The 15,229-nt window shown below is 57.9% G+C and carries 13 protein-coding genes and 1 riboswitch; of the genes, 8 read left to right on the forward strand and 5 right to left on the reverse strand.

Annotation, left to right across the window (positions count from 1 at the left end):
- From ACILQA_RS05550 to ACILQA_RS05565, 4 genes are all read right to left on the reverse strand, one after another.
- The coding region (locus ACILQA_RS05550; RefSeq protein ID WP_395628798.1) for a TonB-dependent receptor at positions 1-1,339 on the reverse strand (1,339 nt) is incomplete at its 3' end.
- Between the two features lie 172 nt (positions 1,340-1,511).
- Positions 1,512-3,119, reverse strand: a complete 1,608-nt coding sequence (locus ACILQA_RS05555) for a sulfotransferase (protein WP_395628799.1) — start codon at positions 3,117-3,119, stop codon at positions 1,512-1,514.
- A complete protein-coding gene (locus ACILQA_RS05560; protein WP_395628800.1) occupies positions 3,116-3,709 on the reverse strand; it encodes a nucleotidyltransferase family protein in 594 nt (197 codons plus the stop codon). Before ACILQA_RS05560 ends, ACILQA_RS05555 begins: the two co-directional genes overlap by 4 nt.
- Positions 3,709-4,647 (reverse strand): XdhC family protein, encoded by a 939-nt coding sequence (locus ACILQA_RS05565; RefSeq protein ID WP_395628801.1) that lies wholly within the window; start codon positions 4,645-4,647, stop codon positions 3,709-3,711. The genes ACILQA_RS05560 and ACILQA_RS05565 overlap by 1 nt, the downstream gene beginning before the upstream one ends.
- 69 nt (positions 4,648-4,716) lie before the next feature.
- On the opposite strand from ACILQA_RS05565, the gene ACILQA_RS05570 reads away from it, so the two are divergent.
- From ACILQA_RS05570 to ACILQA_RS05605, 8 genes are all read left to right on the forward strand, one after another.
- Positions 4,717-5,208: a (2Fe-2S)-binding protein gene (locus ACILQA_RS05570; RefSeq protein ID WP_395628802.1), complete on the forward strand. Its 492-nt coding sequence runs from the start codon at positions 4,717-4,719 to the stop codon at positions 5,206-5,208.
- Positions 5,208-7,451 (forward strand): molybdopterin cofactor-binding domain-containing protein, encoded by a 2,244-nt coding sequence (locus ACILQA_RS05575; RefSeq protein ID WP_395628803.1) that lies wholly within the window; start codon positions 5,208-5,210, stop codon positions 7,449-7,451. The genes ACILQA_RS05570 and ACILQA_RS05575 overlap by 1 nt, the downstream gene beginning before the upstream one ends.
- A 1-nt stretch (position 7,452) precedes the next feature.
- Positions 7,453-8,049 (forward strand): GNAT family N-acetyltransferase, encoded by a 597-nt coding sequence (locus tag ACILQA_RS05580; RefSeq protein WP_395628804.1) that lies wholly within the window; start codon positions 7,453-7,455, stop codon positions 8,047-8,049.
- 56 nt (positions 8,050-8,105) lie between these two features.
- A riboswitch (cobalamin riboswitch) is annotated at positions 8,106-8,305 on the forward strand.
- Between the two features lie 82 nt (positions 8,306-8,387).
- Positions 8,388-10,235 carry a TonB-dependent receptor plug domain-containing protein gene (locus tag ACILQA_RS05585; RefSeq protein ID WP_395628805.1) on the forward strand — a complete coding sequence of 616 codons (1,848 nt, stop codon included), beginning with the start codon at positions 8,388-8,390 and terminating at the stop codon, positions 10,233-10,235.
- The gene (locus tag ACILQA_RS05590; RefSeq protein ID WP_395628806.1) at positions 10,235-11,083 is read left to right on the forward strand and encodes an ABC transporter substrate-binding protein; all 849 of its coding nucleotides are present in this window, start codon (positions 10,235-10,237) and stop codon (positions 11,081-11,083) included. The genes ACILQA_RS05585 and ACILQA_RS05590 overlap by 1 nt, the downstream gene beginning before the upstream one ends.
- Positions 11,080-12,045, forward strand: a complete 966-nt coding sequence (locus tag ACILQA_RS05595; RefSeq protein WP_395628807.1) for a FecCD family ABC transporter permease — start codon at positions 11,080-11,082, stop codon at positions 12,043-12,045. The genes ACILQA_RS05590 and ACILQA_RS05595 overlap by 4 nt, the downstream gene beginning before the upstream one ends.
- Positions 12,042-12,818, forward strand: coding sequence for an ABC transporter ATP-binding protein (locus tag ACILQA_RS05600; protein ID WP_395628808.1), 777 nt, complete (start codon positions 12,042-12,044; stop codon positions 12,816-12,818). Before ACILQA_RS05595 ends, ACILQA_RS05600 begins: the two co-directional genes overlap by 4 nt.
- Positions 12,815-13,960: an alkaline phosphatase D family protein gene (locus ACILQA_RS05605; protein ID WP_395628809.1), complete on the forward strand. Its 1,146-nt coding sequence runs from the start codon at positions 12,815-12,817 to the stop codon at positions 13,958-13,960. Before ACILQA_RS05600 ends, ACILQA_RS05605 begins: the two co-directional genes overlap by 4 nt.
- Here ACILQA_RS05605 and ACILQA_RS05610 read toward each other — a convergent pair.
- A partial coding sequence (locus ACILQA_RS05610) for a PH domain-containing protein (RefSeq protein ID WP_395628810.1) occupies positions 13,944-15,229 on the reverse strand: 1,286 nt, incomplete at its 5' end. The two genes, ACILQA_RS05605 and ACILQA_RS05610, sit on opposite strands and share 17 nt — an antisense overlap.

The following is a 15,229-nucleotide window of genomic DNA, read 5'->3' on the forward strand; positions in this document are numbered from 1 at the left end:
CGGTGAGCGAGAGCTTCTCCGTCAGGTCATAGGTCAATTCGCCAAATGCCGCATAATCGCGGTCAACGCGCTTCTGCATGGTCAACCAGATATTGCTGTCGGTTCCGGTAACCGTGATGGAATCGGCGATATTGTCGATGATGTAGTTTTGGTCGATAATATGCGACTGGCGCTGTGCAAACAGACCGCCAATGAACCGCACGGGTGCGTCCGCAGGGCTCGCAACACGCAATTCACCGAAGCTTTTCCTATAGGTGTCAACGCCCTCGATATACTGGTTCGGGTTCACGAGGTTCCCGGCATTGTCATAGAAATAATTGCCGTATCCAGAGAGCGCGTCATAGAAATAGGCATAATCGGAATAGTCCAATTGCGTTTCTGTCTTACGACGCAAATGTCCGCCCGTTGCGGTCACATCCCAATTGCCGATCTTGCCTTCAACGGTCAGCGCGGCCTGAATCCATTTATCGCGGCTGCCCTCAGGGTTATACTGCACCGTTTGCAGTTCACCGGTTGTTTGGCCGGAACGTTCCTGTGAATAGCTGCCCTGGGTGTTCTGGACTTGGCCCATCAGCGTTGGCTTGATGGTCCAATTGTCGTCTAGATCAATGCCCAGCGCCAAACGTGCGCCATATGTTTCAGCGTCGTTAAAGTTCTTTTCAACCAACGCGGTATTGCTTTGGCGAATGCCCGAGCTCGCAAAGGTGCGCGCGCCCTGAATATTGTCGATGTAGCCGCCATCATCACGATACCAGCCGACCAAACGCGCTGCTGCGCCTTCGGCGATTGGCACGTTCACAAAGCCTTCGTAAATCGAACCGAAATCGCCATGCGCAACATTGTTGAGTTCAACGCCCACGCTGCCGTAAAGTCCGGAAGGATCGGGCGCATTTGTGACCAACTTCAATGTACCAGCCATTGAGCTTGCGCCGTACAAGGTGCCTTGGGGACCCGCCAGCGCTTCAACACGTGCAAGGTCATATGCGTGCAAATCAAGCGCGCCCTGAATGGTCGTGATCGGCATTTCGTCGAGATATGTGCCGACGGTCGGCAGCGATGCCGAGTGGTTCGCGTTTTCACCCGACGCTACGCCGCGGAAATACACCTGCGCAAAACCTGGTCCGCCTTGCTGAATGGTGACCGAAGGCAAAAACTTTACAACATCTTGCAATTCGCTGACCTGAAGCTGGTCGAGCTTTTCATTGCCAATCGCGTTGATGGCAATCGGCACATCCTGCAGATTCTGTTCACGCTTTTGCGCAGTCACGACGATGACATTGCTGTCTTCTTCAGCGGCTTGCTGCGCCATAGCCGGCGCTGCGAAGGCGGTTGATGTCATCAGCAAGACGAGAGCTGTTCGGACGTTAGACTTCTGACTTTGTAGGCGCATGCAGCGACCCTCCCTTGTTACCCTAAAATAAATAGGCTCCCAATTGCGTCCCCACGCAATATATTTTCGCTCTATCCGTCGTTTTCATACAATTTTACATTTCTGTGTTGCAACCCAGCAACTATGCTGCGGCAGGATAAATTTCCCACAAATTGCCAAGTGCGTGCTTCAACGGCTCAAGATGCGCCGCATAAGGCTTCCATTGGTCAACGCCGTCGCGGTTGATGGGGCGGCGGACCTGTTCGCTCGACGCCGTGCGCACAGCGCGCTTGTTTTGGTGGAAATTCAGGCACGCATCTTCAAACGGCAGCCCCAGATATTCCAAAAGTTTCCGGATTTCCTGCTCCGGATCTTCCAACAATTGTTCGTGAATGACGCGGTAAACATAGCCCGGTGCAACCGCATCAAAATGCGCCATCGCCCGCACATAATCCGCATAATATTGGCCCATATGGCCAAGGTCATAACTGAACGCCTGCCCCTTGGCGAAATGCTGGCGATAATTGGAAAAGCAGCAATCGAGCGGGTGGCGCCGTGCATCGATGATTTTGGCGTTGGGCAAAATCAAACGGATGAACGCCAGATAATTCCAGTTGTTGGGCAGCTTGTCGATGAAATATGGCTTGTCGGTTTTACGCTGGATGCGCGTGCGCTCGATGAACTCTGCGCCAAGCCTTTCCGTATCATCGGCGGATAGCGCCACGGTCGCATCAATCCAGTCCGACCCGCGCCCTTCACGCAGCGCCATCGCTGGAATGTCGGGCAATTCCATCGTCCCTTCAACCATGGAATGGCTCGCAAGGATTTGCTCGATCAACGTCGAACCCGCACGCGGCATACCGATGATGAAGATAGGGTCTGGCGCCATATGCCCTTGCCCCGCGCGCGCTTCCCAAAATGGCGTGGTGAACTGCGCCTCGATTTGGTCGACCTGCGTGCTTACGCTTTGCGGATCATAATTCAGCTCCGCACTGCGAAGCGCATTGCCCTTGGCATAATGGGCAAAGGCGGCGGCATGATCCGCGCGCTCTTCGCTTGCCTTGCCGAGTGCAAAATGCAGGTGAAACGCGTCCTCCGCCACCAATCCGGCCGACGTCAGCGCGGCATCCATCGCCGCAACATCGTCATCCGAAAACTGGTAGGTTTTTAAATTGGCAAGGCTCCAATACACTTCGCCCAGCGTTGGTTCCACCGATATGGCGTGACGATATGCCGCAACGCTTTCGTCCTGATTACCGACGGTTTTGAGCATATGGCCATAGCTCATCCACAATTTGGCATGATCGGGGAAACGCGCGGTCAGTTCCTGATACAGCGCGATGGCCTCTTCATAACCCCCAATCCGCCCAAGAGCCGCAGCCTTCAAATTTTGCTGCACCGGATTGTCACCGTCTTCGGCGAGCACGGCATTCAGATGCTCAAGCGCCTCTGGGAACCGGTTCTGTTTATACAGCACCGTTGCCAGATTGGCACGCGCAGCGCCAAAGTCAGGCGTCAGCTCAAGCGCGCGGCGAAGCAATGCCTCGCTATCTTTCAACCGGCCCACACGCGCGGCCAATTCCGCCATCATGCGAATAGCGGCAACGTCCGTCGGCGCATCACGCAAATGACCGCGCAACAGCGGTTCTGCATCCTCCAACCTGTTTTCGGAAAGCGCGACAGCCGCCGCCATAAGGTTCGGATTGCGTAAAGCAGCTTCGATGGCGGGGCGGGCAGATATTTGGTTCATTGCAGACGGTCTATGCGATGAAGCGAGACTTTTGAAGCGGCCAAATCATCTGCCGTATCAATGTCGCATAATGTGCCCGCAGGTGCGGTTAGTTTTTCGGCACCAGCCAGAATATGCCGCGCCCCAGCATCGCCAACTGTCGCCAGCAAATCCGGCCAATGAGATCGCGGAAATATAGCAGGCGGCATGGGCTGGTGTCCGTCAAACGATGCCACCACATTAACGGTGCAAGCGGCCATCAACGCTTCAACATGGGTAGCCTGCACAAACGGCATATCGGCCAGCGCGATAAGTAAAGCCTGCGCATCGGTGCGCAACGCCGCCTCAACCGCGAGATGAAGCGAGCCCGATAGCCCGATGCCGGGGTTCGGATTGTCGACAATATCAAAGCCCAAACGCTGATAATGCGCTGCAATAATTGCGTCGGGCTGACACACTGCGAAATGCGCTGCTGCCGCAATGCTGACCAGTTCATTCCCCGCACGCGCACCCAGTGGCGCTCCTTCAAAATCCGCCATCAACTTATCAGCACCAAAACGCCGCGCATTGCCCGCCGCCAGCAGGACGATCGCCACGTCCTTCGCCTGCATCAACGCAACCCTTGGTTGAACGCGCGGATCATGCCGCCCGCGATAGACAGCGCGATTTCGGGCGCGCTGATGGCGTTAATCGCAACGCCCGCTGGCCCCTCAATGCGCGCGCATTGTTCTGCGCTCACACCCGCCGCCGAGAGCCGCGCAAGACGCGCCTGATGCGACCGGACGGAACCGAGCGCAGCAACATAGGCCGCAGGGCTCGCCAGCGCCGCCGCCAGCGCAGGGTCGTCGATTTTGGGATCATGGCTAAGCGTCACAATCGCGCTTCGGCTATCGGGCGCAAAGGCCTTAACCGCGTCGTCGGGCCAGCGATCATCCAACCGGATCCCGGGAAAGCGTTCCGCAGTTAAAAACCGCCCACGCGGGTCGCACAAAGTGACATCCACCCCCTGCGATGTCGCAATGGCGGCAAGGGCCGATGCAATTTCGACCGCGCCCACAATCAGCAAACGGCGCGGCGGATGGTAGATATTGACGAAGCCAGTACCCGCATCATCGTCCAGCAAGGCACTTCGGCCCGATTCCAAATCCGTCACAACCGACCGCGCCGCACCTGCCGAACGCGCCTCCATGATATCGGCAAACAGATGCGCCGGAAATCCATCGGGGGAAACCGGCTGGACCAGCACCTGAATATCCCCGCCACAGGGCAGGCCAACGTCCCACGCCGCATCGTCGGCAACGCCATATCGGCGCAGCACCGGCGGCGCGCCTGCCAAAACCATGTGCGCGCGTTCAAGAACATCGCCCTCGACACAGCCGCCCGAAACCGAACCCACAAAGCGCCCGTCCGCATGCACAAGCATATGCGTGCCGACCGGACATGGCGCGGATTTCCAGGTTTCGACCACGGTCGCAATCGCCATAGGCGCGCCTGCCCAGTCGATTGCGGCGGCAAGGATACGGTCGTGGTTAGCGCTGCCCATAGTCATGGCAATGCGCTAGCAAAGAGGCAGGAGCGTTGCTATATGAAACGCAGATTTGGGTAGGAGCTTATTTGCATGGCAATTCAGACGTCGATCAACGGCAAGCCAGTGGCGCTTGCGGCGGAGCCGGACACGCCGTTGCTATGGGTCATTCGCGAAGAGCTTGGCCTAACCGGTACGAAATTCGGATGTGGCATTGCGGCGTGCGGTGCGTGCACTGTCCATGTTAATGGCGAACCTACCCGTTCGTGCAGCGTTCCCGTGAGCGAAGTCGCAGGCAAATCGATCACCACCATCGAAGGTCTGAAATCTGCGGACGGCACGCTCCACGCGGTGCAGCAAGCATGGATTTCTGCGCAGGTTCCGCAATGTGGCTATTGCCAGTCGGGGCAGATTATGGCCGCTGTGGCGCTTATCGAAAAAACGGGAAGCCCAAGCGATGCACAAATTGATGAGGCGATGACCAACATCTGCCGCTGCGGCACCTATCCACGCATCCGCAAGGCAATACATGCCGCGACAGGGCAAGCGGCGAAAGCGGCGAAACCTGCAGCAGGAGGCGCATAATGGCTGACAACCCAACAGCAGAAATGCAAGCAGCCGCGCCAGCAAAGCGCAAGGGCGTCAAGCGCCGTGCCTTCCTCATTGGTGGTGTCGCCGTCGTCGGTGCAGGCCTGTTCGGTATTTCCATCGCCGACAGCAATGCCGCCAAATCCGCCAAGGCGCGCCTTGAAAGCGACGGCGGCCACAGCTTTGCCACCTGGCTAAAAATTGGTGAGGATGACAGCATCACCATTTATTCGCCGCACACCGACATTGGTCAGGGATCGAACACCGGCCTTGCCCAAATGCTGGCCGAAGAACTGGATGCTGCATGGGATCAGGTGCGCGTTGTTTCTGCACCCGCCGAACCGGCATTCGCCAATGTGGGGCTTGGACGCGCTTTCCTTGCCGATATGACGGGGCAACCCGCGATCATTAATGGCATTCCGCAATCATTTCTGTCCTTCATCGCGCGGCAAATGAACCTTCAAATGACCGGCGGCTCCACGGCGTTGCGGTTCACAGGCCGGGTGACCTTTCAAAATGTCGGCGCGGCGACGCGGCTGGCATTGGTTGAAACCGCAGCGAAGCGACTGGCAGTTCCAGCGGATGAACTGACGACACAGGACAGCCATGTCATCCATGCCAAATCCGGCCGTGCGTTGCGCTATGGCGAACTGGCGGCGGAAGCTGCGACCTTGTCGCTCGATAATGCGCCGAAGCTAAAGGATCCATCGCAATATCGCATCATGCGCCAATCGATGCAGCGGCTCGACATTCCCGCGAAGGTCGATGGCAGCGCGCAATATGGCATCGACTTTTCGGTTCCTGATATGCGCGTCGCAACGATCATGGCTGCGCCTGTGCGTGGCGGCAAATTAACGTCTGTAGACACGGCGCCTGCCCTCGCGGTCAAAGGCGTCGAGAAAGTCATTAAGCTCGATGATGCGGTTGCTGTCGTGGCGAAAGGCTATTGGCCCGCCATTTCCGGCCTGCGCGCGCTCACCCCAGAGTTTTCGGACGGCGGCAATGGCGGCATTTCTACCGCGTCCATTTTCAAAGCGCAGGGCGACCTGATGGCCAAGGGTGAAGCCGATAGCACAGCCGGCGATGGTGATGTGCAGGCTGGTCTTGGGGCACAACCGATTGAAGCGAAATATCAGGTGCCATTTCTACACCACGCGATGATGGAGCCATTTGCCCTGACCGCCCATTTTAAGGATGGGAAGCTCAACATTTGGGGCGGCATGCAGGACCCACTTGCGACCAAGATGATGGCCGTCGAGGCATCCGGCCTCGACGCGGATAATGTGACCTTCCACCCCATGATGATCGGTGGCAGCTTCGGCCGCCGTTTGCCCATGTATATGGAAATCGTCGGTCAGGTGACAAAGCTTGCGATGCAATTGCCTTATCCGGTGAAGCTTATCTGGAGCCGTGAGGAAGAAGTCGTCCAAGGCGCATATCGCCCGCAAAGCTCCGCCGCGCTGAAGGCGTCGTTGACGAAAGAAAAGCGGATAACGGCATATCGCAACGACTATGCCCAACCCGAAAGCGCCGAGAGCGAAACGGTATTTCCTTATGCCCTGCCCGCGGTATCACGCCGGCACTTTGCGCATGTTTCGAACCAGCAAACGGGTGCATGGCGTTCGGTGAACTCGACGCAGCAGGGCTTTTACAATGAAAGCTTCATGGATGAGCTGGCCCATGCGGCGGGCGAAGATCCGGTCGTGTTTCGTCGCAACCATTTGAAAGCAGGGTCGCGGCATGTGCGCGTATTGGACGAGGTGGCTGCGCGCAGCGGTTGGGGCTCCCCCCTTCCCGCCGGAACCGGCCGCGGTGTTGCACTGGTCGAAAGTTTCAGAACCATCGTCGCGCAGGTAATCGAGGCGTCGGTCGGTGACGACGGCATGCCCAAAGTGCATAAGGTAACAACGGTCGTGGACGCCGGAAGCATTGTTAACCCGGACGCCGCCATGGCACAGATTGAAGGCGGCATCATCATGGGGCTTTCGTCCGCAATTGGTGAGGCGATTACGCTTGAAAATGGCGCGGTTCAGCAAAGCAACTTGGCCGACTATCCGTTGCTGAAAATGGCAGGCGCACCTTTGGTGATGGATATCCACTTCTTGAACAGCGGTGCGGATATGGGCGGCATTGGCGAACCCGGTGTTCCTCCGGCTGCCCCGGCTTTGGCCAATGCGCTGTTTGCTGCCACCGGCAAGCGCGTCCGCAATCTGCCGATACTAACCCAAGCGAAGGCCTAATTTGCCGCACGCACGTTTGTTGAAGCCAACGGACAATCTGGAAATCGCCGAGACATTGGCGCGCGCGTTCCAGACCGAGACCGGATGGAGCTATGTCATTCCAGACGCGAAGCTGCGCGCACAGCGGCTTACGGGCGTGTTCCATTTGTTCTTGCGCGACGAACATCGCAAAGGCGCGGTGTATGGAACCGACGGCATAGAGGCCGTCACTTTATGGCGTGGTCCGGGGAATGCGCGCGATAGCATGTTGGATTCCGCGCGGCTGATCGTGCCGTTCGTCCAGCAGCTGCGCTTTTCGATATTTCGCGGTCTTGAAGTCGCCGACCTCATCGAAAAGCATCTGCCAAAAGAGCCTGTCTGGTATTTACATTATGCGGGATGCGACCCGGCCTATCAGGGCAAAGGCTATGGCGGCGCTGCCATTCGTGCAGGGCTGGAGCGGGCAGATCAGGATGGATTACCTGCCTATCTGGAAACCGCAGACGAACATAATATCCCATTATATCAAAGCTTTGGTTTTGCTATCAAGCATAGCTGGCAAGTCCCCGAAGGCCCGCAATTTTGGGGCATGCAACGCCCGGGCAAGACCCGCCACTAAATAGCGCCGGCGCCCATAGCCGCTGAATCCCTTGCCCTCGTTACAAAAGCGGCGTAACCTTTGCGCACGCACCAGGTCTGCGCGAGAGCGTGGATAATAGGGAAGCCGGTGGAAATCCGGCGCTGTTCCCGCAACTGTAACCGGCGAGCTTTTGCTCCATATGCCACTGGGGAAACGGGTAACCGTGAAACTGGGAAGGCGGGGCAAGAGCATTGACCCGGGAGCCAGGAGACCTGCCTGATTGCGGTTTGTCCTTTGTGCTTGCGGGATACTGGCGCAATCGGGGTTTTCCTCCGCGTGACGACATTTGTTGGACGTCATGCGAAGGAGATACATCCATGACCTTGTTAAAATATTCGGCTGCGGCGCTTGCGCTGCTGCCGGCGTCTGCAATGGCGGATACATGGGACGACGTTATCGTTGTCACCGCGAGCGGATTTGAACAACCGCGATCGGAGACCGGACAAGCGATTGACATCGTTGACCGCGAACGGCTCGACCAATTGCAAAGCGCGACCATCGGCGATGCGTTGCAAAGCGTGCCCGGCGTTACCGTTGCGGCGCGCGGCGGCCTTGGTGGTCAGACGAGCGCGTTTTTGCGCGGCGGCAACAGTTCGCAGACGCTGGTGCTCATCGATGGCGTGCGGATCAATGATCTCACCAGCCCCAATGGTGCGTTTGACTTTGGCACGCTGATGACGGGCAATATTGGTCAGGTGGAAGTCCTGCGCGGGCCAAACTCGATCATCTGGGGCAGCCAAGCAATTGGCGGTGTGGTCAATATCCAATCGCTCGCGCCGGCCGATGGTTTCGAAGGACGCTTTGGCGCGGAATATGGTGCCGCCGATACCAAAGGGATGAACGCACACATCGCCGGAACCGGTGGCCTGTTCGAAGGCAGCTTTGGCGGGTCATATGTCGATGCCCAAGGCATTTCCGCTCTGGCGGGCGGAACCGAACGCGATGGCTTTGAAAATGTCGCGGGCAATGGCCGGTTGAAGGTTAACATCAGCGATGCCTTCAATCTCGATTTCCGCGGCTATTATAACCACGCGACGGTGGAATATGATTCCGCCTTTGGGATCGGCGCGAATGCCCTGCCCGTCACCCAAAATCGGCAATTTGTCGGCTATGTCGGGGCGAATGTCGTTGCGCTCGATGGCCGCATGCAAAGCCGCATTGCCTACACACGAACCGATATCCGGCGGCTTGGCACGGACCCAGTGGTGTTCAGCTTCAACAACTTCATTGTCCGTGGCAGCATCGACCGCGCGGAATATCACGCCGCGTTTGACGTCAGCGACGCCCTGACCTTTACCGCTGGTTTGGAGTATGAACGGTCGTTCGCCAGCACATCTTTTGAGGGCGCTGCAGCCGACATCGCGCGCAACCATGTCATCAGTGGTTTTAGCCAGATTATCGTTCGCCCTGTTGCTGGGCTGACGCTGACGGGCGGGGTCCGGCATGACCAGTATAAGGATTATGGCGGGCAAACGACATTGGGCGGCAATATTGCCTTCACCCCCAATGAGGGCCGCACCATGTTGCGCGCCACCTATGGCGAGGGCTTCCGCGCGCCGACGCTCAGCGAAGGTCAGCCACCTTATGGCAACCCCGACCTAAGGCCCGAAACCGCGCGCAATTTCGACCTCGGCTTCGAACAGCACATATTGGATGGAAAGGCCGAGTTTTTCGCGACCTATTTCAACCGGCGCAGCACGGATTTGATCGCATTTTCCTTTGCGACATTTCAGTCCGAAAATATCGACCGCGTGAAATCAACCGGCGTGGAAGCTGGCTTCAACCTGAACCCCAGCGACCGATTGGACATTCGGGCGAGCTACACGCTGGTCGACGCTGTTAACCGGTCTGGGGGTGCGAATTTCGGCAATCGATTGGCGTTACGTCCGCAACATAGCGGCAGCCTGACGGTCGACTGGCAAACACCCATCGGCCTGTCGGTGGGCAGCAGTGTGTTATTCATCGGCGATAGCTTTGACGATGCGTCAAACAGCGTAGCACTTGATGGCTATACGTTGGTTGGTCTGCGGGCATCATTGCCGATCAACGACAGGCTTGAGCTTTATGGCCGCGTCGATAACATATTCGATGTGCAGTATACTGTCGTGGCAGGATATAACAGCTTTGGCCGCAATGCCGCGGTTGGCGTCAGGGCCAAATTCTGATGCGAACCAGTTGGTGCATTTTGCCCCTATTGGCACTGGCCGGATGCGCCAACCAAGGTGCAATTGTGCCCGATGGCATTGTCTCCAACAACCCGTGCATTGACGCCGTGCTGGCCGAAATCGCGTTGCCCGGCCAAGTGACTGCCGTCAGCGAATATTCGCATAATCCCGATAGCGCATCTGCGCCTTTGTCATGGTCCATGCAGTATCCCGCCATCGGAGCAAGCGCAGAAGAATTGCTTTTGGCGCGCCCGAAATTGGTGCTGACCGGCAATTTGGCATCGTCGGGTGCAAATGCCGTGCTGGCGCGCGCGGGGATTAAAACAGTGGCGGTCGGCGTAGCGCCGACGATTGCGGAGGACATCGGGCAAATCCGCACGCTGGCGAAAGCCGTTGGCAGGGTGGAGGCGGGTGAAAAACTGGTTGCACGCATAGAGAATGCCTTGCCAAAACCCGCGAAGGCCCAGCCGCCGGTTTCAGCAGTGATCTGGCAAAATGGCGGGTTTGTTGCCGGCAAAGGCACCTTGCAAGACGAGCTGTTACAGCGCCACGGATTTCGCAATGCCAGCACAGATTTTGGGCTGGCCTCATGGGGCATATTGCCGCTGGAGACGCTGATGCGTAACCCGCCGACGGTCATTTTCATGCCCACCAGCGCGCAGGGCGAAGATGCCCGCGCGCTTACCGCCCGGCAAAGGCTGTTGCGGCATTTGGGCGACAAAACGCGCATCGTCGATTTTCCCGACAAGCTGTTATTCTGCGGCGGTCCGACAATCGTTAAAGTATCCGCGATCTTGTCGAAGACACGGGCATCGCTCAATGCGCGCGCAAGCGGAGGTGGCCAATGACGTCGCGTTTCATGACGGGTCTTTTGCTTTGCCTCACACTGGCGGCGTTCCTGCTTTCGCTAATGGCGGGGAAGGTCTGGATTTGGCCGATGTCGTGGGCCGCCGACAATGCCGATGGCTGGATTTTCCTGGAGCTTCGCCTACCCCGCGCGCTTCTTGGGCTTTGCATTGGCGCCGTCCTTGGGCTGTCGGGCGCGGTGTTGCAGGGCTATTTGCGCAATCCACTTGCCGACCCGACCGTGCTGGGGGTTTCAGCCAGCGCAGCTCTGGGCGGCGTTCTGGCAATCTTCTTGGGCATCAACCTTGTGCCCTTTGGCCTATTCGGCTGTGCGATGATCGGCGCGGGCGCCAGCATCCTTTTGCTGCTGGCAATCGGCCGCGGTGGCGGGCCAATCGGGTTCATATTGGGCGGCATGGTCTTGTCCACGCTGGCGGGTGCATTGACGGCCTTTGTCATCAGCATTGCCCCGAACCCATTTGCCGCCAGCGAAATCATTAACTGGCTGATGGGCGCACTGACCGACCGGCTGATGGAGGATGTGCTCACCGCGCTGCCGTTCATGGCGATTGGCGCGCTGTTATTGTTGACCACCGGCCGCGCGCTGGATGCGCTGACCTTGGGCGAGAATGGCGCCAGAAGCCTTGGCGTCGATCTGTTCCGGCTGCAGTGGCTGATCGTCCTTGGCGTTGGCCTGTCGGTTGGCGCATCGGTCGCCGTGTCGGGTGTGGTCGGCTTTGTCGGGCTAATCGTGCCGCACCTCATACGCAGCTTTTATGGCGAACAGCCGTCCCGCATTTTGGTGCCTTCTGCCTTGGGTGGCGCAATTTTGACACTCACGGCGGACAGCCTTGTGCGCCTCATCCCCGGCCCCGGTGAAATGCGGCTTGGCATTGCCATGGCCGTCCTTGGCGCGCCGTTCTTCCTGCTGCTGCTGTTACGCTATCGCAAGGGTGCAGCATGAACCTGAATGTCCAAAATCTCGGCTTCGCCCATGGCCGCACAGCGACGCTTGAGGGAATCAATGCCACGTTTGAAGCGGGAAGATTCAGCGTCATCCTTGGCCCCAATGGTGCAGGCAAATCGACATTGCTGGCCTGCCTTGCGGGTCTGCGAAAGCCAAACAGCGGCGCAGCAAAGCTTGGCGACGAAGATATTGCGGCAATGCCCGCACCGACGCGGGCCAGGCGCATTGGACTGCTGCCGCAAGGTGCAGAAACGCATTGGGCTATCACGTCCGAAGCGTTGGTTGCGCTTGGCCGCATACCGCATGCGCGCGGTGCAGGGGCGTCGGCCGATGACCGCAGGGCCATTGCCGCCGCGATGCACGCAACCGCAACCGATGGCTTTGCGCACTGCCCTATTACCGAGTTATCCGGCGGCGAGCGGGCGCGTGTCTTGCTGGCGCGTGTGTTGGCGGGTGAACCGGAATGGATACTCGCCGACGAACCCTTGGCGAACCTCGACCCCGGTTATCAACTCGATATCCTTGATCTGTTGCGGCAGCAGGCGCGCAGCGGCAAAGGTGTCATCGCGGTCCTGCATGATTTGCACCACGCAGTGCGCTTTGCGGACCATGTCGTGCTTCTGCATCACGGTTCCATCTTTGCGCAAGGTGCGGTTGATGATGTCATCACCGCGCCAAACCTCGCGACCGTATACGGGATTGACGCGCTGCTTTCCAAAGGCGAGGATGGGACAACCCAATTGTTGATTAAAGGCAAGATGCACTCATGAAATATGCCCTCCCCATATTCGCCCTGCTTCTTTCGGGATGCGCCAGCACGGTCACCCCGCCGCAGGCCGCACCAAAAAGCGCGCAGGAGGCATTGCGCCCATATTATGCGGCGCTGGACGTCAAGCTGCCCAAGGCACCAGCCAATCCAGCATTGTCTGCGGATACGGTTATCACACGTTTTGCATTCGGCAGCTGCCTCAACGAAAATCGCGATATGAAATTCTGGGACGTGATTGCCGCGCAAAATCCGCAGGCGTTTCTGTTGATCGGTGACAATGTCTATGGCGATATACGGCCAACAAATGGGGCGGACATTCCGACGCTGGCCGCGAGCTATAAAAAGCTGAACAGCCGTGTTGAATTTGACCGATTCCGCCGCAGTGTCCCCATGATGACCACATGGGATGACCATGATTATGGTGCCAATGACGCTGGCGGATCGTTCGCGTTCAAGGAATGGGCCGAAAAAGCCTATGAGACCTATTGGGGTGCATCCGACGAAGTACGCGCCCGCCCCGGTGTGTATGAAAGCCGGATTATTGGTCCACAGGGCAAGCGGGTGCAGTTCATCATCCTCGATGCGCGCTTTTTCCGTTCCGACCTCGCCTCCATGCCCTATCGCGATCCATCGCCTGCGCTTGGCTGGTACATCCCCAACATGGATCCCAAAGCGACGGTGCTGGGCAGTGCGCAATGGGAATGGTTGGCACAGGAACTGGATAAGCCCGCAGACGTGCGCTTCATCATTTCATCAACGCAGGTGATAACCGACGCGCATAATTTCGAAAGCTGGTCCAATTTCCCTAAAGAGCGCGACCGCCTGTATGCATTATTGAGCCAAAAGCGCGTAAATAATGCGATATTCCTAACCGGCGACCGGCATTCCGGTGGCTTTTACAAGACCAATACGCCGGGCCTTTCCAAGCCGCTATGGGACTTCACGTCCAGCTCGCTTAACTTCGCCTTTGGCAAAGGCGACGGCGGTGACCGCGAACCCGACCCAAGCCGGACAGGTGGTTTTTGGGGCATTGCCAACTTTGGTCAAATCGACATTGATTGGGCCGCAAAAAAGGTGGTCATGACCTTGCGCAAGGATGATGGCAGCGTGATCGAAACGCAGGTTGCTAATGCGATTGATTGATCGCTGAATAATCGACGGCAGCTACCTTTTCCATCACAGCTTCGCGGATAGCGACAGCAGTAGCGAGCGGCAGCGCGATCATCTCCATTGTCCCGCCAGCAATGCCGAACCGAAGGGATGCGAGGCCCTGCCGCCGCGACAACGGGCCTTGCGCAATTTCAACGCTCTGCACCTTCACTTGAGGCGCAATCGTCATCTGTTGCCGCCACCAGCCGCGCTTCACATACAGTTGATGGTCATCCAGCCCGAAACGGTACTGCCGCCAGTCCAGCCAGAAAAGCGCGCAGGGAAGAACCAATAACAACAGCAACAATGTCGTGCGGCCAATGAGGGCGTCCGCGAAAATCACCAACGCAGCCATGGCGGTCAACAGCACGGGCACAATGAACACAAACTGCGTCAGCCAATATGTGGCAACGCCCCTCTGCATTTGTTCGTCACCATCGGGCGCAGCGATTGCGGCGGCTATTGCGATGCGCCACACTTCGTCCAGTGTCGCAAAGGGTGCGGCGACATAGTTGGCCTCTTGCTTGCTGTCCTGCGCGAGGCTGACAAATTTCAGGCCGTGCCAGCCACGGCGTTTCCGGAATGGCCCCGTTTGCACAAGTGCCGCCTGCACGCGGTGCGTGGGCATGATAACGTCCGTGAGTGTGAACAGCCCCCGCCGACGGCGAAACCCCTTGGCGGTTTGGTCCAGCCGGAAACCATGCTCGCGTAAAATCGTGCGCACCACTCCGGTCGCAAAACCAATGAAAATCAGGCTGGTAATGGCACCGAAGGCCAAGATCAGCTGCGCGAACAAACCAACGCCGTTGATCTGGTTCACGCTCACACCGCGCTCTTCGGCCAAACCGATCCAATGTTTGACGTCCCAAAAATCAAAAGGCAGCAAGAAATCAAATTGCTGCGCAAGACCACCGAGCACCGCGAAAATCACGAGTGAAAAGGAATAGAGGCCAAAGACAAACACGCGCTTGCTATCCATCGCAAATATCGGGTGTGCGTCTTCTTCCAGAGGCGCTGGCACATCTGCCGGAGCAGCGACCGCAACCCCAGCCTTACGCGACCGGATTAAAGCGCGCAGGCGGTTTGCTTCCTCCAATGTGACGAAACTCAGTTTCGCATCGTCGCCATCGCCGCCGCCGGTTTCAAACTTGACCTCACCCAAACCCATCATGCGGGCGAGCGGTTTTTGTTCGATGCTGACATCCTGAATACGCTCATAGGGGATGGAGCGTGCCGTCCGGTTCAAAATCCCTTTCTCGACAC

This window comes from Sphingorhabdus sp., assembly GCF_044239005.1.
In the GTDB taxonomy this organism is placed as follows: domain Bacteria; phylum Pseudomonadota; class Alphaproteobacteria; order Sphingomonadales; family Sphingomonadaceae; genus Sphingorhabdus_B.